Source organism: Pseudomonas sp. LBUM1662 (assembly GCF_059695915.1).
On record NZ_CP166793.1, the window covers coordinates 2,313,718 to 2,332,623 of the forward strand.

Below are 18,906 nucleotides of genomic sequence, written 5' to 3' on the forward strand. Positions count from 1 at the left end.
CTCTGACAGTACCGCGATGGCTCAGACCATGGCCAACCGGTGCTTGCGTTGTGGCGCTTGAAACGCGTGGTCCAGCGCCTTAAGGTCCTCGTCTTCGAGCCGCAATTGCGCGGCCTGCGCATTCAGTTGCACATGTTCAGGTTTGACCGCCTTGGGGATGGCGATCACGCCAGTCTGTCGCAGAATCCATGCCAGAGCTACTTGAGCCGGCGTGACGGCGTGACGGGTGGCAATCTGCTTGAGTGCCGGATGGGCCAGCATCGTTCCTCCCTGACCGATGGGACAGTATGCCATCAACGGCTGTTGATGCTGTTGGCACCAGGGCAACAGGTCAAATTCGATGCCGCGCTCTTCCAGGTTGTACAGCACCTGATTGGTGGCGCAGTTCGCTGAGTTCAATTCCTCCAGATCGTCGACGTCGAAGTTGGACACCCCCCAACGGCCGATTTTGCCTGCTTCACGCAGGCGCTCGAAGGCTTCGACGGTTTCCTCAAGCGGATACTGGCCGCGCCAATGCAGCAGGTACAAATCGATGTAATCGGTATTCAGACGGCGCAGGCTGCGTTCGCAAGCCTGGGGGATGCCTTGGCGGCTGGCGTTGTGCGGGTAGACCTTGCTGACCAGAAAGACCTTGTCGCGCAGACCGGCGATGGCTTCGCCGACCACTTCCTCGGCACCGCCTTCGGCGTACATCTCGGCGGTGTCGATCAGGGTCATGCCCAACTCGATGCCCAGGCGTAGCGCGGCAACTTCCTTGCTGTGTTGCGAAGAATCTTCGCCCATGCGCCAGGTGCCTTGGCCGATGACCGGTACGTGGACGCCGGCCAATTCGAGGGTCCGCATGAAAACCTCCTTTTTCAGAACCGATGGATACTCTCTGGTTGGCAGCAGAATAGCCCGGTGGTTCCGTCCATAAAATCAAAAGATCGCAGCCTCGTTGCACTCGACAGCGCCTACACACCAATCCCTGTAGGAGCTGTCGAGTGCAACGAGGCTGCGATCTCCTGATCTTCAGTTGGCCGAAAACTTCAGCACGGTGCTCTGGGTATAGGTTTTACCCGGGTCGAGTCGGGTGGACGGGAAGTTCGGCTGGTTAGGCGAGTCCGGATAGTGCTGAGTCTCCAGCGTGAACGCGCCCCAATGCGGATAAACCTTGCCGCCCTTGCCCTTGACCGTGCCGTCTAGGAAGTTGCTGGTGTAGAACTGCACGCCGGGTTCGCTGGTGTAGAGCTGCAAACGGCGCCCGGAGAGTGGGTCGCTGACATCCGCAGCCAGTTTGCCCACGTCACCCTTGGCGTCCAGGGCCCAGTTGAAGTCGAAGCCACCCTGTTTCGGCTCGGCGAATTTAAGTTGTGGATGATCGGCCTTGATGTTTTTACCGATGGCGGTGGGTTGTGTGAAGTCCATCGGCGTACCGGCGACCGGGGCCAGTTCGCCGGTAGGAATCAGCTTGGCGGTGACCGGCGTGTAGTGGGTCGAGTGCAGGGTGACGAGCTGTTTCAGCACATCACCGTTGCCTGCGCCGGCGAGGTTGAAATAGCTGTGGTTGGTCAGGTTCAGCACGGTCGGTTTATCGGTGCTGGCCTTGTAGTCGATGCGCAGTTCGTTGTTCTCGGTGAGGCTGTAGGTGACCTCGGTTTTGAGGTTGCCGGGGAAGCCCATTTCACCGTCCGCCGACAGATACGTCAGGGTCACGCCCACCGAATCCTTGCCTTTGCTCGGCTGGGCTTTCCACACGTGCTTGTCAAACCCTTGCGGGCCGCCGTGCAGCGAGTTGGAACCGTCATTGAGCGGCACTTGATAGCGTTTTCCATCCAGCTCGAACGCGCCGTTGGCCAGGCGATTGCCGAAACGCCCGATGGTTGCGCCAAAGTACGCGGTGCCGCTCTGATAGCCCTGAACATCGTCAAAACCCAACACCACATCGTCGAGCTTGCCGTTTTTATCCGGCACCTTCAGCGACTGCAAGATGCCGCCATAGGTGATGATCGTGGCTTGCAGGCCATGGCTGTTGCGCAAGACGTATTGTTCGACGGGGGTGCCGTCGTTGGTCTTGCCGAAGGCTTTGTGTTCGCTGGACAGGCCAGCCGCTTGAGCGGTGAGGGTGGCGATCATCAGGGACAGTCCGAGGCCGGAGAGCAGGTGTCGGGATTGCAGCATGGTTGAGCTTCCTTCTTGTTGTTTTTGGTATGTAGTCATACTAATGATCGATTTAACAGGCGATCAAGGAAGGATTTATAGCCTATGTGTAAAGTGTTGCAATTAAAAAGTATGACTAATATGGCGATGATCGTTCTGGGCGCAAACGTAAACGGACCATCGGCACTGCACTTTTTCAGCGTTGGCGGCTCTATCCTTGGCCAGCCTGCGGCGATCCCCACCGTCGGCCAATGCCCAAGTTCAAGCACCCATGGCTCGAGTTTTACCCTGCTTCAGTTCATCAATCCGTCGCCAATGCCTGCTGCTGGCCAGCCTGTCGATGCTCTTCGCCAGCGGTTGCAGCCAGCAACAGGGCAGCGACTTCGTCAGCCAGTTCCGCGAAGGCAGCCCCCAGGAATTCCTCCAGACCAGCGTCGACCGCATGGCCACCCTGGCAATGCGCGACAACCTCGACAGCCTCTACTTGCTGATGAGCAAGCTCTACCTGCGCAACCCGGACGAGTTGAAAAAATCCGGCTTCCTCGACGCCCGCACCGCAGGCAAGCAAGTGCGCCTGGCCATCGAACAGCAACAGCCGCTGCCCACCCTGGGTGGCAAGAAAGACCTGGCGGCGCTGAGTTATGCCATGAGCCCGGAGTTTCTCGGCGACCGGGTCGGCGCCTTCATCTACGCCATCGGCAGCATGCTGGTCACTGCCCACGGCAATCGCCTCGAGTTCTACATGACCGATGCGATCAACCCGACCTTCGTCAACAACGCCGCACGCAACATCGAGAAAGCCACCTGGATCCTGAGCCAGCGGCAAAATAAAAACGGCGAGCCCTTGCTGTTCTCCAACGAAATTTCGGAGGAGGGCAGCAACCTGAGTTTTGCCGTGGAGTTCGGCAAGATCGTCGCGCGGCTGGACCTGCTGACGCAGATGCTGGACGAGCGTTATCGGCGGATCGGCCTGAATTACGCCCAGAGTTTGCTGTTTTTGAATTTCTTGCCGGTGCAGTAGATCAACCTCACCACACGCACAGACACCGCAGATCCCTGTGGGAGCGGGCTTGCTCTCGAATGCGGTTTGGCATTCAACACATTTGTTGGCTGACAGTCCGCTTTCGCGAGCAAGCCCGCTCCCACAGGGAGAATGCGTAGACACAGAGAGAATGGCACGTTGTGGAATAACGATAGTCCGCATCGATATAAGTGGTTATAAGAAAAATCGCTATGCTGCGGGCCAGTTTTTTCATGCGTTTTTTGCGGGCGTGTTAATGGATTTCGTTAACTTCGGGTTGGTGGTTGCAGGATTGGTCGTGGGCTTCATCGTCGGCATGACCGGCGTGGGCGGTGGTTCGTTGATGACCCCGATTCTGCTCTGGTTCGGGATCAACCCGGCCACGGCGGTGGGCACCGATTTGCTGTACGCGGCCATTACCAAATCCAGCGGTGTGCTGGTTCATCGCAAGAACAACAACATCGACTGGGCGATTACCGGTTGGCTGACCCTCGGCAGCGTGCCGGCGGTAGCGCTGACGCTGTGGTTCCTCAGCAGTTTGCAGACCTCGCCCGATGCAATGAACGCCGTCATCAAACAGGCGCTGGGCTTCGTACTGTTTGCCACGGCACTGGCGATTTTCTTCAAGAAACGCCTGCTCGACTTCGCCCACAAACGGGCCGGCGGCCAGTACAACCCCAGCGGTTCGCGCCTGAATGTTCTGACGGTCATCACCGGTCTGGTCCTGGGCACCATGGTCGCGCTGACTTCGATTGGTGCCGGCGCCCTCGGCACCGTGGCGCTGTTCATCCTCTATCCGCTGCTGCCGACGCGCCGTCTCGTCGGTACGGAAATCGCCCACGCCGTGCCCCTGACCCTGGTCGCCGGCCTGGGTCACGCGAGCATGGGCAACATGGATTGGCATGTGCTGGGTTATTTGCTGATCGGTTCGCTGCCGGGGATTTACCTGGGCAGTCACCTGACCGGTCGCATCTCTGACGAAGTGCTGCGTCCGTGCCTGGCCACGATGCTGGTGCTGATCGGCTACAAACTGGCGTTCTGAGCCGGCGCTGCTTGCAACATCAGGGGCGCGTGAGAATCTCCAGCAGATGCCCGTCCGGGTCATCGAAGTAAACCCGTCGTCCACCTGTTGCGCAATGACCGCCCTGACCTAAGCTTGGGTCAAGGCGGAACACAATTGCGGTGCGTCACCCGGAACGATCGCCGCGATGCGCAATCATTAGAGCGTGGATATCAAAAGGAGATGCGCATGCTCATCAGGTCTTTGACCCTGACTACCTTGCTGGCTTTCGCCGGCCCCTTGCTCGCCGCCGAAGACGGCTCGCCTCTGGACATTGACAAGGGCAGGGCCCGGCCACTGATTGTGATTGCTCCCAGCACGGTTGACCCAGTCTGGACGGGCCTGAAAAATTCGCTGAATGATCCGGCCAACAAGGAGGGTGTCGCCCAGCGCAATATCAGGGTGTACACGGTGCTGAACATGTTCGGTCAGCTCGACGGCAAGGATCTCGGTCAACAGGACACCATGGCACTGATCCGCTCGCTGAAACTTGGCGCGGGGGCGTTGCCCAAAGTCATCCTGGTGGGCAAGGACGGCGAGAAGAAGTTCGAGAGTTCGGGGGATGAATCAAAATCGGTCGATCTAAAGAAAATCTTCGAAACCATCGACGCCCTGCCGGCGACCGAGAAAGAAGCCGCACCACCGACGGTCGCAACGCCCGTTGTCGCCGAACCAGCCGCCAAAGGCGCCAAGGGTGCAAAACCGGGTAAACCGGCGAAACCGGCTAAGCCCCCTGAAATGCCAGATGATTGAATACCCACTGATCCCTGTGGGAGCGAGCCTGCTCGCGATAGCGGTGGATCAGACTACATCAATGCAAGATGTGCCGGCCTCTTCGCGAGCAAGCCCGCTCCCACATTTTGATCTGTGCAGGGGGCGGGTCTTTGTGTACGCCGCCAAACACTTGTGGGAGCGGGCTTGCTCTCGAAAGCGGTGGATCAGGCACCATCAGAGCCGGATCTGCCGGCACCATCGCGAGCAGGCTCACTCCCACAGGGGCTGTGTCGTTACCAGGTGTAGCGATAACCAACCGACACGGCCCAAGGCTGTTCGATATCGCTGCCTTTGGTGTAGCCCGCCTCGGCGAAGAAGTTGTGCTTTTCAGCCGCCGCCACCCTGACGCCAGCCCCCACTTCGGCCCGTGAGCCCGGCAGGCGGCTGTCGAGTTTTGCTCCGTTGACCTTCACATTGCTGTCGCCCGCATGTTCGGTGATCCACGCGGCCTTGACGTAAGGTTTCACCGCCACGCCAGTGCTCAATCGCAGATCCCGCCCGAACGTCCCGCCCACACGACTTTGCAGCGAAACCATCGAATCCTGCTCGACATCCAAACCATTGCTCGCCGTGTAGCGCCCGCCACTGATCCGCGCCACTTGCAGCCCCACTTGCGGTTCGACGAACCAGCCGGCGTTCAGGTCGATGGTCTTGCCTACTTGAACGTCAGCGCTGACGGCGTGGTTCTTGTAGCGGGCCTTGACCTTGTTGCCGAGGTTGCTGGTGATGTCAATGTTGTTGTCCAGGCGGCTGTATTTCAGCGCGCCATCGACATACAACCTGCTGCGGTCCAGGTAGCTGGCATAACCGCCCAGCGTGGCGCTGTCGATCGTGCCTTTGCTGGCCTCACCGAAGTGCTGCCGCGCCTGGCCCTTGCCGAGCAAGCCGCCCACATACAGCGTGCCGTCGGCGAAGGGCAGGGCAGTGTCGGCGCCGATTTCCATGCCGTTGACCTGTTGCTGGAACGCGCGGCTGGCGCCCGTGTCCAGACGTTGTTCAGTGCCGTAGCCACGGGTCCAGAGACCGCCCTGATCCTTGCCCGAACGCAGATCGCCCAGATGCTGGGTTGTGGCATTCATTTGAGCACCGATCAGCGCAGCGGAGGCGGCGTGGCTGGCGACCGCTGCGTTGGCGCCTTTACTGAGGGTTTGTGCTTGAGGATCGTAGGGTTTCTGACCCGGTTGAGGCGTGACCGGCGGTGGGACGACTACGGGCTTCTCTGGCTGTTCAGTGATTGGCGGGCTGACAGGGTCTGCCGGATCTATCGGATCAACCGGATTCGGATCCTCATCAGGTGTGTTGATACCCGGTTTGGCCAGAAACCAATCGTTGTCGTGTTGCTGCAACGTATAACGATAAGCGCCGACATCGACCGTCTCGCCATAGAGTTTGAAATCACCGCTGCCGCCGTTGCCATCCACCAGCATCAATTGCTGCTGCTCACCGCTCGGCGCATTACCCGAATCGGCGACCACCAATGTGTGGCTGTCGCTGATCGGGCCCTGCACCTTGATCAGGTCGCCTCGCAGTGAGGCCAGGTCCGTGTTCATCAGGAAGGTGCCATTGCCGGTCAGCGGGCCTTTGATCATCAGCGTGTGAAAGCCGTTGACGGCAGGGGCGGCGAACGCCACCTGACCGTCGACATGGTTCGCACCGCCCAGCACCGCATCGCCCTTGAGCTGCAGAACACCACCCGCATTGATCGTTGTGTCACTGGCATCGGCCCGGTCGCCCAGCACCATGAGTCCGCCCTGATTGACGGTGGTGAAATGCACATGGGTGCCCGCCACGCTTTGCATCATCCCGCCCTGATTGACCACGGTGTTGATCACCGAGGCGTTTTCGTCGACCGACAGTTCGCCACCGTCATTGACCGTCGTGCGGTCGGCAGAGCCGTTTTGGTAAACAGCCATCCGGCTGTGGTTGACGTAGGTGTTCTTGGCGGCGGCATCGGCATACACCCACATCGTGCCTCCGTTGAGTTGGGTGTCACTGACCACGGCGTTTTGCGCCACTTCCAGGTTGCCGCCGTTGACGGTGGTGCGCAGGGCCGTGGCTGAACCGACGACGACCATGGTGCCGTTTTCGACGACGGTGCTAAAGGCCGCTCCGGCGTCATAGAGATTCAGCCATCCGTTGCCGTCGACCGTGGTGCCGATCGCGTTACCGGCGTCGAGGATGTGGATGGCGCCATTGTTCACGGAGCTATCGGTCAAGGTGCCGCCTGTGCCGACGGCGAATGTGGAGCCATCGTTCACCACCACGTTTGCCTGAGGCGTTGTCAGGCAATTGCGCGAGTCGCAGCTGGCAGCAAAGGCACCGGCAGGCGCGCAGCCCAGCATCAACAAGGCACCGGAGACCGAAACACGAGAAAACCGCACACCAAACTTAAACATGATCACCCGCCGACCGCATGGAAATGAGCCGCGGATTCTCCGGGTGCGGGCGGGGCGGGTAACGCAGGCGCTTCCCATCTTTTTGTAGGATGCGTCCTACAAAAGTCAGCTGTTGAGCTGCGCTTGGAGGCTGTTTTTCAGGTGTTGCATCTGCTCGACAAAGGCCTGGTGTGATCGACTCAATTCCTCTGCCGGAACCGGCTCGCCACACGCCTGTTCCAGCGCCTCGCAAGCGCTGATCAGTGGCCCGGCATGGATGATCCGCGCGCTGCCGAGGATCTTGTGGCAGCGCCGGCCCATGGCGTTGTAATCGCCTGCGGCATACAGCGCTTGCATGGCGTCGAAGTCTTCCTGGTTGGTGCGCAACACCGTGGCCAGTAACTGGCGAGTCATGGCCGCATCACCGGCGGTAATATCGCTGACCTTCGAGAGATCGAAGCAGGGCGCAGCGACCTGCTGCGCCTGTTCGACCTGCCGAAGATAGCGTTCAAGCGTCGACCGGGTAACGGGTTTGAACAGGCAGTCGTTCATTCCGGCGTCCAGGCAGCGCTGGATTTCCTGGGGCTGAGCGTTGGCCGTCAGCCCGACCACGTGGGCCGCGGCACGTCCTTTTCGAGCCTCGACGGCCCTGAGTTGGCGGGTCATCTGATCGCCGTTCATCTGCGGCATATTGCAGTCGGTGATCACGTAGTCGAAGGCCTCCCGATCCCACAAGCGCAATCCCTCAAGCCCGTTTTCGGCGCACGTCACGCGCATGCCCAACGACTCCAGTTGATGCTGTAGCACCACACGGTTGAACTCGTGATCCTCGACGATCAGGATGTTGCGCACCGGCAGCGGTGGCAGGTCTTCAACGCTGAGCAAAGGCGCCAAGGGTTCGTCGGGCGCCAGGACGACGTCGAGTTCAAGGGTGAAGCACGAGCCTTGTCCCGGTTCACTTGCACAAGCCAGTCGCCCGCCCATCAACTGCGTCAACTGCTGACAGATCGCCAGGCCCAGGCCGGTGCCAATCTGCAATTCACTGTCGCTGGATTCGAACTGCGTATAGGGCTGGAACAGCCGCTCGCGCTGCTTGTCATCCATGCCGATGCCGGTGTCCTGAACCCTCAGGCGCACATGGGCGATGTCTTCATCCGGTTCGATCATCAACTGAACCATCACCGAACCCTGCGGGGTGAATTTGATTGCGTTGCTGATCAGGTTGGACGCGATTTGCCGGAACCGCAGCGAGTCCATTTTCACCGCGATATCCAGCCCCTGGTTGATGAATTCCAGGGCTACGTTTTTCTGCTGCGCAAGGCTGGCGAAACTCTGGATCACCGTGCTGACCAGTCGCTCCGGGTGGCAAGTGCCGCTGCGCAATTCGAACTGGCCGGATTCGATTTTCGACAGGTCGAGAATCTCGCCGATCAGCTCCATCATGCCGCTCGCGGACTGTTGCGCGATGTCGATCAGTTGCGTGTCGGAGCGCTCGCGCAGCAGTTCCAGCACGCCGATCAAAGCACTCATTGGTGTGCGGATCTCGTGGCTCATCACCGCGAGGAAATGACTTTTGCCCCGGTTGGCCGCTTCCGCCAAGTCCTTGGCCTGATGCAGCGCGTGCTGCAAATGTTGTTGTTCGGTGAGGTCGATCCAGCCGCCAATCACTCCAGTCATGGTGCCGTCGGAATCGCGGTAGGGCAGGGCCCAGTGGTAAATGTGATACGTCTTGCCGTTAACCGTCATGGTGAAGTTGTCGAAGGACGGCTCGCCGCTGTCGAGGGTCGCACGATGAATGCGTTTGTAACTCCAGGCGTCTTCGGGGGCGATGATGTTCGCTTCGATCAAGCCTTTGCCCTGCACCTGCTCCAGTTCGATTTCCATCACTTGCAGGTAGGCGCGGTTGCAGGTCAGCAGCAAGCCTTGACGGTCGCGCACATAAATCGGGTGCGGCGTGCCGTCCACCAGCACTTTCATGAACACCAATTGGTCGTTCAGGGCTTTCTGTGCTTTCTGGCGTTCGGCGATTTGCCGGCGCAAGCCGAAGTTCCACGCCAGGATAGCCAGCAGCACCACCAACAGCCCCAGCACGGCCTTGTAGAACCAGCTCTTGTAGGCGTTCCAGCCGCCCTGGCTTTCCTGCGGGTTTTGCCAGCGGTTGGCCAAGTCGCTGAACTCCTCGGGACGGATATCGAGCAGGGCTTTGTTGAGGATCGAGATCAGCTCTTCGTTCTGATGCCCGGTGGCAAAACCGATCAGCGCGGGTTGGGAGCCGATCACCGAATCGATCTGCAGGCGGCCACGGAAAAAACGGTCGATCAGGTACGTGGCGCCCAGTTGCGGCTGGATGACACCCTCGACCCGCCCTTCAGCAAGCAACTCATACGTCTCGATGGGCGCGTCGACTTCCACCCGTTCAATGTCCGGCCACTCGCGCTCCAGCCAGTTGGCAGCAGCCGAGCCTTTGACGATCGCCACTCGCTGGCCTTTCATGCCGGTGAGGCCCGCATGTTCGGGTTGTGTACGCGTCACCAAAACAAAGGGGTTAACCACGAAGGGGCGGGAGAACATCAGGTTGGGTTCGCGGCGTTCACTGTAAGTCAGCGCGCCGATGATGCTCACCGGGTCCCGCTGCACACGGCTGACCATGGCGTCCACGGAGGTGATTTTGTTCGCGCGGAACACCAGCCCTGTGCGGTCGTTGATCAGTTCCAGCAAATCCGCCGCCATGCCGCGTAATTGACCTTCAGCGTTGAAAAAACTGAAGGGCGAATACAAGTCGTTGGCCAGCACGTCGATGTGTGGATGGTCCTTGATCCATTGCTGTTCCGCCGTGGTCAGTTGCAGGCGGCTGTAACCCAGCCTTGGATTGGCGCCGATGCCCCAGCGCCGGGCGATCACGGCGCGCTCCTGAGGCGAAATGTTCGCCAGGGCGCTGTTGAGCAGCGTGCGTAACTGGCTGTCCTGGCGCTGCACCGCAAAGCTGAAGCCCAAGCCCTCGGAGTCGCGCTGAATGGTCTGCTTCAGGCTTTGCTGATAACTGCGTTCCACCAGGTACTGCGCGGAAATCGCGTCGGTCAGCAGCACCCTGTCTTCACCGTAGGCGACCAGGCCGAGGCCTTGTTCCGTGGAGTGCACCGACTCCACCTGCAACTGCGGAAACAGGGCGCCAACACGCTCCTGTTGAATCCAGTCGGGGTCGAACAACACCGTGGTGCCGGCGGGTGGTTTGTCCTCAGGCCAATGCGTACCGAACTTGCTGATCAACACCGCCTGGTCGTAGGCGTAAGGCGCGCTCAGCAGCAGATCGGCGTGGACGGCTTCGAGGTGATTGATTCGTGGCACCAGGTCGACTTCACCGTGTTGCAGCGCCACCAGGGCTTGGTCCTGGCTGGCATAACGATTGACCTGCAAGCGCACGCCCAATCCACGGGCCAGCACATCGAGGTAATCGGCGGAGAGACCTTCGTAGTCCTTTTGATTGGCGGTAATGTCCAGCGGCGGCCGGTCCGGCAGGTACACGCCGACCCGCAGCGCAGCTTTGTGATCGAGCCATTGGCGCTGCGCAGCCGTGAGCGTGATCACGATGCTGCTATCCGCAGCGCGGCTGAGCAGTGACAGCGGTTCCGCGGCGGCGTGAGATGACAGGAGCATCAACACACCCAGCAGCACCCGACGGATCGCGGTCATGAGTCAGACCAGGTCATTGCGTTTGGCGAATTCGATCAGTTGCAGCAGCGTCGAGACGTTGAGTTTTTGCATCAGGCGGGTTTTGTAGGTGCTGACGGTTTTGTTGCTGAGCAGCATGTCGTCGGCAATTTCCTTGTTGCTTTTGCCCAGCGCCAGGCCATGCAGCACCTTGAGTTCACGGCGGGTGATGGCGCTGAGCAGTTGCGCATCGTTGCGGGCAAAATCGCTTTTGCGCACCGAATCGAACGTACTGACGGGAAACCACGACCTGCCGCTGGCCACGGCTTTGAGCGCGGCGGCGATTTCTGCCGGATCATCAATTTTCGATAAAAAGCCCGACGCACCGGCACGCAGGCATTGCGCGGCGTAAGCCTGACTTTTCAACCCAGTGTGCACCAGCACATGCGCCGGGCTGCCGCCGATGCGCAACCGGTCAATGACCGCCATGCCGTCGAGTTGCGGGATGTCGAGGTCGAGCACAATGGCGTCCGGCTTGAGTTCAAACGCCTTGCTGAGGGCGTCCACACCGTTGTCGCACTCGCCGACAATCTCATGGCCCTCACGGGCCAGAATCATCCCGATCGCCATGCGCACCACCGCGTGATCATCGACCAACAGCACTTTCATAGGTCAGCCCTCATGCCCTGATTCAGCATAGTCCCGGCGCTGGAAAGCAGCGTGCAGGGGCTGATGCGTGGTGGGGTGGGAGAAAAAAGAGGGCGATGCTACTTGGTTTGGTGAGGGGATGTAATCTCATGGGGCCAATGGTCGTAGCAGCTGCCGAGTAGCGCGAGGCTGCGTTCGGCTGCGCAGCAGTCGTGAAATCAGGCACTGCGGTCTATCAGGTAAACCGCGTGCGCAGGATTTACGACTGCTGCGCAGCCGAACGCAGCCTCGCGCTGCTCGGCAGCTGCTACAAAAAAGCGTGGGTTCTGCGTGGTTTTTTATTGATTTCATTGGTCTCGGAAATTTCCTTCAAGTCCTGTCGGACTTCATGAACTGGTTTCTGTCAGAGCGCATCGCTAGCCTTCGTCATCCACCGCAACCATCGCGGTCGGACGTGGGAATCCGCAACACTGAGGGATCCAGGGACGAAAAAACCAAATGGCCAGAAAGGAGCCTCGTCTATGAAGAAGTTCGGCAAAAATGATCCGCAACGCCCAACCGATGCCAGTCACCTGAAGCTCGTTCGGCTGGGCGAAACGACCGGACAAGACACCAGCATTCGCGCGCGCAAGCCCAGGCGTTCTGTTCCGATCAACCAGATCTTGTCTGTTGCCCCGGGCGTCGACACCATCACGCTCTTGCGTCAGGCCAGCGAAACCCTCGCTTCCCTGAATGCCGTGATCGTGAATTTTGCCTTCAAGCTCGATGGCTCGAACCGCGCGATGCTGGGCGCGATTCAGCAGTTGGCGGGGATTGCGGAGTTGTTGGTGAATCAGGCTCGGGACAATCTTGATCCGCGCAACGATGCGCCTGAGGCTCCAACGCCGACCCGGCATTGAGCTGATGCAATAACAAAAATGGGCGACCTCAAAAGGTCGCCCATTTTTATTGCCGAACGATATTTGTAGCAGCTGCCTCGCAGGCTCGACAGCTGCTACAGGGGGCTGTGTTGCTCCGGGTTATTCCGTCAGGGCGGTCAATAGGTTGTGAGCCAGCTTGATTCGCTCAGAATTCGGGTAATTCTTGTTCGCCAGAATCACGATGCCGATGTCTTTAGACGGCACGAACGCGACATAAGCGCCGAATCCACCCGTCGACCCGGTCTTGTTGAACCATGCTGCGTCTTGCGCAGGTTGCGGCGGGTTCAGCCACTGGACTTTGTGCGCCTGCATCGCCATCTCCGTTGAGTTGCCACTCAGCAACGTATCGAGGCTGACCGGATAGGGGTAGTGCTCCCAACCCAAGCCCTGCGTCATCTCGCCCACGGTGTAGAAACCGCTGTGAGTGAGGGCGATCGCTTGCTGCAACGGCTTCTCAAGCGTCGCCGGTTTCAGGTTCGCTTCAACGTAGCGAAGCAAATCCGCCGCGCTGGTTTTTACGCCGTACGCCTCCGAATCCAGCGCGCCCGGGCTCACCCGCACCGGTTTGCCATCCTTGCCATAACCCTGGGCATAAAGCCCCATTTGATCCTGTGGCACCTTGAGGTAGGTGTGCTTGAGGCCGAGTTTGGGCAGCAGGGTTTTTTCCATCAACTCATCGAATGGCTGGCCCATGCTTTTTGCCGCCAGATAACCGGACAGCCCAAGGCTGGGATTCGAGTACTGACGGTGGGAGCCCGCGGTATATACCGGTTTCCACTGTTTGAAGTAAGCCAGCATTTTGTCTGAACGGTCGGACTCGTCAGGGAATTGCAGCGGCAGCCCGCCAGCGGTGTAAGTGGCAAGTTGCAACACGCTGATGCTGTCGAACGCGCTGCCTCGCAACGCCGGCCAAACCTGGCTGGCCCGGTCAGACAAGGACAATTTGCCGCTGGCCTGGGCGTAGGCGGTCAGCGTGGTTGCAAAGGTTTTACTCACCGAGCCGATTTCGAACAGGGTGTCTTGGTTGACCGGTTTGCCGTCCTCTTTCGAGGCCACGCCGTAATTAAAGTAATGCTGCTGACCGTTCAAGGTGATCGCGACTGCGACACCGGGAATATTCTGTTGCTGCATGACCGGCCCGATGGCGGCTTTCACCAGCGCGTCGAGTTGATCGTCGGATTTTGTCGTGGCCATACAGTGACTTGCACCGAGCAGCAGGGCGAAAGCGCTGAAGGACGCCAGTCTTGGCAGATGAAATTTGTACATGATTGGAACCACTCTCCATGAGTTGCCATTACTTTAACCGCTACACTCCGAACGGATTCAAAACCGGACGGCTAACGGGCGCGCCCAATCTAGGCGCGCGGGTGACAATCGACAATCGACGATATTTCGGGTTAGCCATTAGAAAAATTTGGGAGTGGACATGATTCGTCCTCATCTGCCGCTGAATGCGCTGCGCGCCTTCGAGGCTTCCGCGCGCCATTTGAGCTTCACTCGGGCGGCGGTGGAGCTGTTCGTCACGCCGGCAGCGGTCAGTCATCAAGTCAAAAGCCTTGAAGCCCAGCTTAACGTGACATTGTTCAAACGCTTGCCCCGCGGCTTGATGCTGACCAGTGAAGGCGAAACCTTGCTGCCGGTGTTGCGCGAGTCCTTCGACCGAATTGCTGAAACCCTTGAGCGTTTCGAGGGCGGGCATTTTCGTGAAGTCTTGACCGTCGGCGCCGTGGGGACGTTTGCGGTGGGTTGGCTGTTGCCGCGCCTGGCGGACTTCCAGTCGAAACATCCGTTCATAGATTTGCGCCTGTCGACCAACAACAACCGGGTGGATGTGGCCGCCGAAGGCCTGGATTACGCGATCCGGTTTGGCGCTGGCGCCTGGCACGGGATCGAAGCGTTAAAACTGATCGAGGCGCCGTTGTCGGTGCTTTGCGTTCCAGAAATAGCCGGGCAATTGCAAGAGCCCGCCGATTTGCTCAAGCAGACGCTGCTGCGTTCCTACCGCACAGACGAGTGGCCCGAGTGGTTCCTGGCCGCCGGGTTGCCGACCAATACGCCAGCGCCCAAGAGCATCGTCTTCGACTCCTCGCTGGCCATGATGGAGGCCGCGCTACAGGGCGCCGGCATCGCCTTGGCGCCACCGCTGATGTTTGCCCGGCAACTGACGGCGGGGGCAATCGAGCAACCGTTCGACATCGGCATCACCACCGGCAGTTATTGGCTGACCCGCTTGCAGTCGCGCCCCGAAACATCGGCGATGACGATGTTCAAGGAGTGGCTGTTGCAAGCGGCCAAGATGAACTGAAGTGAATGCAAATCCTGTGGGAGCGGGCTTGCTCGCGAAGGGGCCATAACATTCAACATCAATGCCGACTGTACGGACGCCTTCGCGAGCAAGCCCGCTCCCACAGGGAATGAGGTGGTTGCGAGGTTTAGCGCACCAGGCACGGGCGCTTGTTATCGAACTTCCAGCCCGGAATCAGAAACTGCATCGCCACGCTGTCATCCCGCGCGCCCAGTCCCATGCCTTTGTACAACTCATGGGCCTTGGCCAGCTGATCCAGATCCAGCTCAACCCCCAGCCCCGGTTTCTGCGGCACCTGCACGCAACCACCGACGATCTGCAGCGGAGCCTTGGTCAGGCGCTGTCCGTCCTGCCAGATCCAATGCGTGTCGATGGCGGTGATTTCACCCGGCGCCGCCGCTGCGACATGGGTGAACATCGCCAGGGAAATATCGAAGTGGTTGTTGGAGTGCGAGCCCCAGGTCAGGCCCCATTCGTGGCACATCTGCGCCACGCGAACCGAGCCCTGCATGGTCCAGAAGTGCGGGTCGGCCAGCGGAATGTCCACCGATTGCAGCTGGATCGCGTGGCCCATTTCCCGCCAGTCGGTGGCGATCATGTTGGTCGCGGTTTTCAGGCCTGTGGCACGGCGGAACTCAGCCATGACTTCACGACCCGAGTAGCCGTTTTCCGCCCCGCACGGATCCTCGGCGTAAGCGAGCACGCGATGCTGATCGCGGCACAGGCGGATGGCTTCCTTGAGTGACCACGCACCGTTCGGATCGAGGGTGATACGTGCGTCCGGGAAACGTTCGGCCAGCGCGGTGACGGCTTCGATTTCCTCGTCGCCGCTGAGCACGCCGCCCTTGAGCTTGAAGTCCTTGAAGCCGTAGCGAGCGTGCGCGGCCTCGGCCAGGCGCACCACGGCGTCGGCGGTCATGGCTTTCTCGTGACGCACGCGGAACCAGTCGTTGTCGGCGTCCGGTTCGCTGCGATAGGCCAGATCGGTTTCGTTGCGGTCACCGACATAAAACAGATAACCGAGCATCTTCACTTCGTCGCGCTGCTGACCCTCGCCGAGCAGGGCGGCGACCGGCACGTCCAGATGCTGGCCGAGCAAGTCGAGGAGGGCGGCTTCCAGGCCCGTGACTGCGTGGATGGTGATGCGCAGGTCGAAGGTCTGCAAACCTCGACCACCGGCATCGCGATCAGCGAAGGTCTGGCGCACTTGATTAAGGATCTTCTGCCAGGTGCCGATCGGGCTGCCAACCACCAACGAACGTGCATCTTCCAGCGTCTGGCGAATGCGCTCGCCGCCGGGTACTTCACCGACGCCGGTGTGCCCGGCGTTGTCCTGGAGGATCACGATGTTGCGGGTGAAAAACGGGCCGTGGGCGCCGCTCAGATTGAGCAGCATGCCGTCATGACCGGCCACCGGCACCACTTGCATGCTGGTGATGATCGGGGCTTTGGCGGTGTCTTGTGGGTTCATTATTGTGTCCTTCAAAACAGAGATTCAGGCGTGATTGGGCGCTGGTTTGCCCAGGGCAACGGCAGGTGCGGTTTTCGGTGTGTTGCGTGCGGCGAAGACGATGATCGCGGCGATGATCGACGTCGCGGCCAGGCCATACAGCCCGCCCTGAATGGAGCCGGTGTGTTCTTCGAGCAGGCCGAACGTGGTCGGCGCAACGAAGCCGCCGAGGTTGCCCACCGAGTTGATCAACGCGATCACACCCGCCGCAATCCGAGCATCCAGATAAGCCTGAGGGATCGGCCAGAACAGCGACGACGCAGACTTGAAACCCAGCGCCGCGAAGCAGATCGCCACGAAGGCAAAGATTGGCCCGCCGGTGGTGGACATGAACATCCCGGCTGCCGCGATCAGCAGGGCAGCGGCGACCCAGGCTTGCTGGTGTTTCCATTTGGCTGACAACGAAGCGAACGCGTACATGCCGACGATCGACAGCAACCACGGGATCGAGTTGAACAACCCGACCTGAATGTCGCTGAGGTCGCCCATTTTTTTGATGATGCTCGGCAGCCAGAAGGTCGCGGCATAAATGGTCAGCTGGATGAAAAAGTAGATCAGGCAGAACAGGATGATCTGGCGATCCTTGAGCAGCGTGCCCAGCGACGGCTTGATTGGTGTCGCCGCTTCGCGGGCCAGTTGTTCGTCATCGATGGCTTTGACCAGCGCGTCTTGCTCGGCTCGGGTCAGCCATTTGGCGTCGTGGGGTTTGGAGTCCAGCCAGAACCACACGAATACGCACAGCCCGACTGAAAACATCCCCTCGATGAAATACATCCATTGCCAGCCGTGCATGCCGAATCCGCTGATCTGCAACAGCAATCCGGACAGCGGGCCGGAGATCAGCGAAGCGATGGCCGAACCGCTGAGGAAAATGGCAATCGCCTTGCCGCGTTCAACACCCGGCAGCCAGCGCGTGAAGTAATAAATCACCCCGGGAAAGAACCCCGCTTCCGCCACGCCCAGCAGGAATCGCAGGATGTAGAAGTGGGTTTCGTTCTGGATGAAAGCCATGCCGGCGGCGACCAGGCCCCAGGTCAGCATGATGCGGGTCAGCCAGATGCGGGCGCCGACTTTTTGCAGAAGCATGTTGGAAGGGACTTCGAACAGCGCGTAACCGATGAAGAACAGGCCGGCACCGAGGCCGTAGGCGGCAGCGCCGATGCCCAGGTCCTGCTCCATGTGGGCGCGGACGAAGCCGATGTTCACGCGGTCAATGTAGTTGACGATGAACATGATGACGAACAGCGGCAGGACATGGCGTTTCACTTTCGAGATGGCGGACTTCAGGACCGAATTGGCGCCTTCGTGCATCCCGGATACGGATGTATTCACTTGGTTTTCTCCCACTGATTATTTTTATGCGGGGTGTAGCTGGATGTTGCTGCGTTGATAGACATCATACAACTAGGTTTTTTTGTTCTGCAAGCGTTCTTATCCAGATAAATGGCGCTTTCGTGGCGGTTTCTTATGCTTTTTGTGAGTTTTTGGTTTCTTTATGAAGGTCATTTACGACCATTTGTTGAATGTTGTCATACAAGTGGAAGGTGGTTTTCTTGGGGATTCCAGCCGAGTGCAGTGCTACGATTCCGATAACCCTGCTTCCGGATGATCGCCATGCAAGAAGACCTCGACGCGCCCGCGCGCAAGCGCACCCACAACCTGGCCCATGACCTGGTGGCCAAGCTGAGCCAGAGCATCTTGCTCGGGCAGATGTTGCCGGGAGACAAGCTGCCGTCGGAGAACACGATTGTTCAGGAACACGGGGTCAGTCGTACGGTGGTGCGTGAGGCGATCTCGAAATTGCAGGCTTCAGGTCTGGTGGAAACCCGTCACGGCATCGGCACTTTTGTGCTGGAGCGCGCACCCGAGCAGGGGCTGCGATTGAATGTCGATACCGCGCTGGGGGTGCGCAGCATTCTGGAGTTGCGCATGGGCCTGGAAACCCAGGCCGCCGCGCTGGCGGCGAGCCGTCGCACTGAGCAGCAGTTGCTGCAGATGCGCGAAGCGCTCGATGATTATCAAAGCCTGCTCGCCAACAACGACAGCTGCGTCGAGGCCGACAAGCGCTTTCACCTGCTGATCGCCGAAGCCACCGGCAACGTGTGCTTCACCGAAATCATGCAGCACCTGGGCAGCGCCATGATTCCGCGAACCCGGGTCAACGCCGCCGAGCGTGGCGCGGCGGACTTGAGCAAGCTCGGGCAACTGGCCAACCTCGAACACGAGGCGATTCTCAACGCGATCAAACGACAAGACCCGGACGCTGCGCGCGCCGCCATGTGGCTGCACCTGACCAACAGCCGTGACCGGTTTTCGGCCGGCGCCTGACAACCGTTTGTCTACTCGATAGCACGCCATTCTCGCGCCTGCTTCCAACAAGTACGGCCCAGATTTGCTGGACCTCATCAGTGAGGTGCGTCATGGCTAACGACTCAATGTTCCCGGATGGAACAACTAATACAGACCCAACCAGACCCATGCCCGGCACCGACGAGCCGATGCAGGA

14 protein-coding genes are annotated in these 18,906 nt (G+C 59.7%); 6 read left to right on the forward strand and 8 right to left on the reverse strand.

Going from position 1 to position 18,906, the window contains the following annotated elements; all coding sequences use genetic code 11:
• Positions 1-21: 21 nt before the first annotated feature.
• A complete protein-coding gene (locus tag ACA049_RS10480) occupies positions 22-843 on the reverse strand; it encodes an aldo/keto reductase (RefSeq protein WP_497335178.1) in 822 nt (273 codons plus the stop codon).
• Positions 844-1,011: 168 nt separating this feature from the next.
• Complete coding sequence (locus tag ACA049_RS10485) at positions 1,012-2,160, reverse strand: aldose epimerase family protein (protein WP_497335180.1); 1,149 nt, start codon at positions 2,158-2,160, stop codon at positions 1,012-1,014.
• Positions 2,161-2,410: 250 nt separating this feature from the next.
• Here ACA049_RS10485 and ACA049_RS10490 point away from each other — a divergent pair, with 250 nt between their 5' ends.
• The 3 genes from ACA049_RS10490 to ACA049_RS10500 all read left to right on the forward strand — a co-directional run bounded on the left by ACA049_RS10490 (position 2,411) and on the right by ACA049_RS10500 (position 4,973).
• A complete protein-coding gene (locus tag ACA049_RS10490) occupies positions 2,411-3,160 on the forward strand; it encodes a hypothetical protein (RefSeq protein ID WP_497335182.1) in 750 nt (249 codons plus the stop codon).
• A 256-nt stretch (positions 3,161-3,416) separates the two neighbouring features.
• Positions 3,417-4,202, forward strand: a complete 786-nt coding sequence (locus ACA049_RS10495; RefSeq protein WP_438662115.1) for a sulfite exporter TauE/SafE family protein — start codon at positions 3,417-3,419, stop codon at positions 4,200-4,202.
• Positions 4,203-4,409: 207 nt separating this feature from the next.
• Entirely contained in the window at positions 4,410-4,973 is a 564-nt protein-coding gene (locus ACA049_RS10500; RefSeq protein ID WP_497335184.1) for a DUF4174 domain-containing protein, read from the forward strand.
• A gap of 254 nt (positions 4,974-5,227) precedes the next feature.
• On the opposite strand, the gene ACA049_RS10505 is transcribed toward ACA049_RS10500, so the two are convergent.
• From ACA049_RS10505 to ACA049_RS10515, 3 genes are all read right to left on the reverse strand, one after another.
• On the reverse strand, positions 5,228-7,390 hold the full coding sequence (locus tag ACA049_RS10505; RefSeq protein WP_497335186.1) for an autotransporter outer membrane beta-barrel domain-containing protein: 2,163 nt from the start codon (positions 7,388-7,390) through the stop codon (positions 5,228-5,230).
• A gap of 105 nt (positions 7,391-7,495) precedes the next feature.
• Entirely contained in the window at positions 7,496-11,059 is a 3,564-nt protein-coding gene (locus ACA049_RS10510) for an ATP-binding protein (protein WP_497335188.1), read from the reverse strand.
• A 3-nt stretch (positions 11,060-11,062) separates the two neighbouring features.
• Positions 11,063-11,686 (reverse strand): response regulator, encoded by a 624-nt coding sequence (locus tag ACA049_RS10515; protein WP_497335190.1) that lies wholly within the window; start codon positions 11,684-11,686, stop codon positions 11,063-11,065.
• Positions 11,687-12,186: 500 nt separating this feature from the next.
• On the opposite strand from ACA049_RS10515, the gene ACA049_RS10520 reads away from it, so the two are divergent.
• Positions 12,187-12,564 (forward strand): DUF6124 family protein, encoded by a 378-nt coding sequence (locus ACA049_RS10520; protein WP_497335192.1) that lies wholly within the window; start codon positions 12,187-12,189, stop codon positions 12,562-12,564.
• Positions 12,565-12,684: 120 nt separating this feature from the next.
• Here ACA049_RS10520 and ampC read toward each other — a convergent pair whose 3' ends face one another.
• The gene (gene ampC, locus ACA049_RS10525) at positions 12,685-13,851 is read right to left on the reverse strand and encodes a class C beta-lactamase (RefSeq protein WP_497335194.1); all 1,167 of its coding nucleotides are present in this window, start codon (positions 13,849-13,851) and stop codon (positions 12,685-12,687) included.
• Between the two features lie 160 nt (positions 13,852-14,011).
• Between ampC and ACA049_RS10530 the strand changes: the two genes are divergently transcribed.
• Positions 14,012-14,890, forward strand: a complete 879-nt coding sequence (locus tag ACA049_RS10530) for a LysR family transcriptional regulator (RefSeq protein WP_497335196.1) — start codon at positions 14,012-14,014, stop codon at positions 14,888-14,890.
• 127 nt (positions 14,891-15,017) lie between these two features.
• Here ACA049_RS10530 and gudD read toward each other — a convergent pair whose 3' ends face one another.
• Together gudD and ACA049_RS10540 are read right to left on the reverse strand one after the other, a co-directional pair.
• A complete protein-coding gene (gene gudD / locus ACA049_RS10535; RefSeq protein WP_497335198.1) occupies positions 15,018-16,361 on the reverse strand; it encodes a glucarate dehydratase in 1,344 nt (447 codons plus the stop codon).
• Between the two features lie 24 nt (positions 16,362-16,385).
• Complete coding sequence (locus tag ACA049_RS10540) at positions 16,386-17,732, reverse strand: MFS transporter (RefSeq protein ID WP_497335201.1); 1,347 nt, start codon at positions 17,730-17,732, stop codon at positions 16,386-16,388.
• A 282-nt stretch (positions 17,733-18,014) separates the two neighbouring features.
• Between ACA049_RS10540 and ACA049_RS10545 the strand changes: the two genes are divergently transcribed.
• On the forward strand, positions 18,015-18,728 hold the full coding sequence (locus tag ACA049_RS10545) for a FadR/GntR family transcriptional regulator (protein ID WP_497335203.1): 714 nt from the start codon (positions 18,015-18,017) through the stop codon (positions 18,726-18,728).
• Positions 18,729-18,906 lie beyond the last annotated feature (178 nt).

Coding starts and splice junctions, on each gene's coding strand:
- ACA049_RS10480 (WP_497335178.1), bottom strand. CDS start 843: ATGCGGACCCTCGAATTGGCCGGCGTCCACGTACCGGTCATCGGCCAA.
- ACA049_RS10485 (WP_497335180.1), bottom strand. CDS start 2,160: ATGCTGCAATCCCGACACCTGCTCTCCGGCCTCGGACTGTCCCTGATG.
- ACA049_RS10490 (WP_497335182.1), top strand. CDS start 2,411: ATGGCTCGAGTTTTACCCTGCTTCAGTTCATCAATCCGTCGCCAATGC.
- ACA049_RS10495 (WP_438662115.1), top strand. CDS start 3,417: ATGGATTTCGTTAACTTCGGGTTGGTGGTTGCAGGATTGGTCGTGGGC.
- ACA049_RS10500 (WP_497335184.1), top strand. CDS start 4,410: ATGCTCATCAGGTCTTTGACCCTGACTACCTTGCTGGCTTTCGCCGGC.
- ACA049_RS10505 (WP_497335186.1), bottom strand. CDS start 7,390: ATGTTTAAGTTTGGTGTGCGGTTTTCTCGTGTTTCGGTCTCCGGTGCC.
- ACA049_RS10510 (WP_497335188.1), bottom strand. CDS start 11,059: ATGACCGCGATCCGTCGGGTGCTGCTGGGTGTGTTGATGCTCCTGTCA.
- ACA049_RS10515 (WP_497335190.1), bottom strand. CDS start 11,686: ATGAAAGTGCTGTTGGTCGATGATCACGCGGTGGTGCGCATGGCGATC.
- ACA049_RS10520 (WP_497335192.1), top strand. CDS start 12,187: ATGAAGAAGTTCGGCAAAAATGATCCGCAACGCCCAACCGATGCCAGT.
- ampC (WP_497335194.1), bottom strand. CDS start 13,851: ATGTACAAATTTCATCTGCCAAGACTGGCGTCCTTCAGCGCTTTCGCC.
- ACA049_RS10530 (WP_497335196.1), top strand. CDS start 14,012: ATGATTCGTCCTCATCTGCCGCTGAATGCGCTGCGCGCCTTCGAGGCT.
- gudD (WP_497335198.1), bottom strand. CDS start 16,361: ATGAACCCACAAGACACCGCCAAAGCCCCGATCATCACCAGCATGCAA.
- ACA049_RS10545 (WP_497335203.1), top strand. CDS start 18,015: ATGCAAGAAGACCTCGACGCGCCCGCGCGCAAGCGCACCCACAACCTG.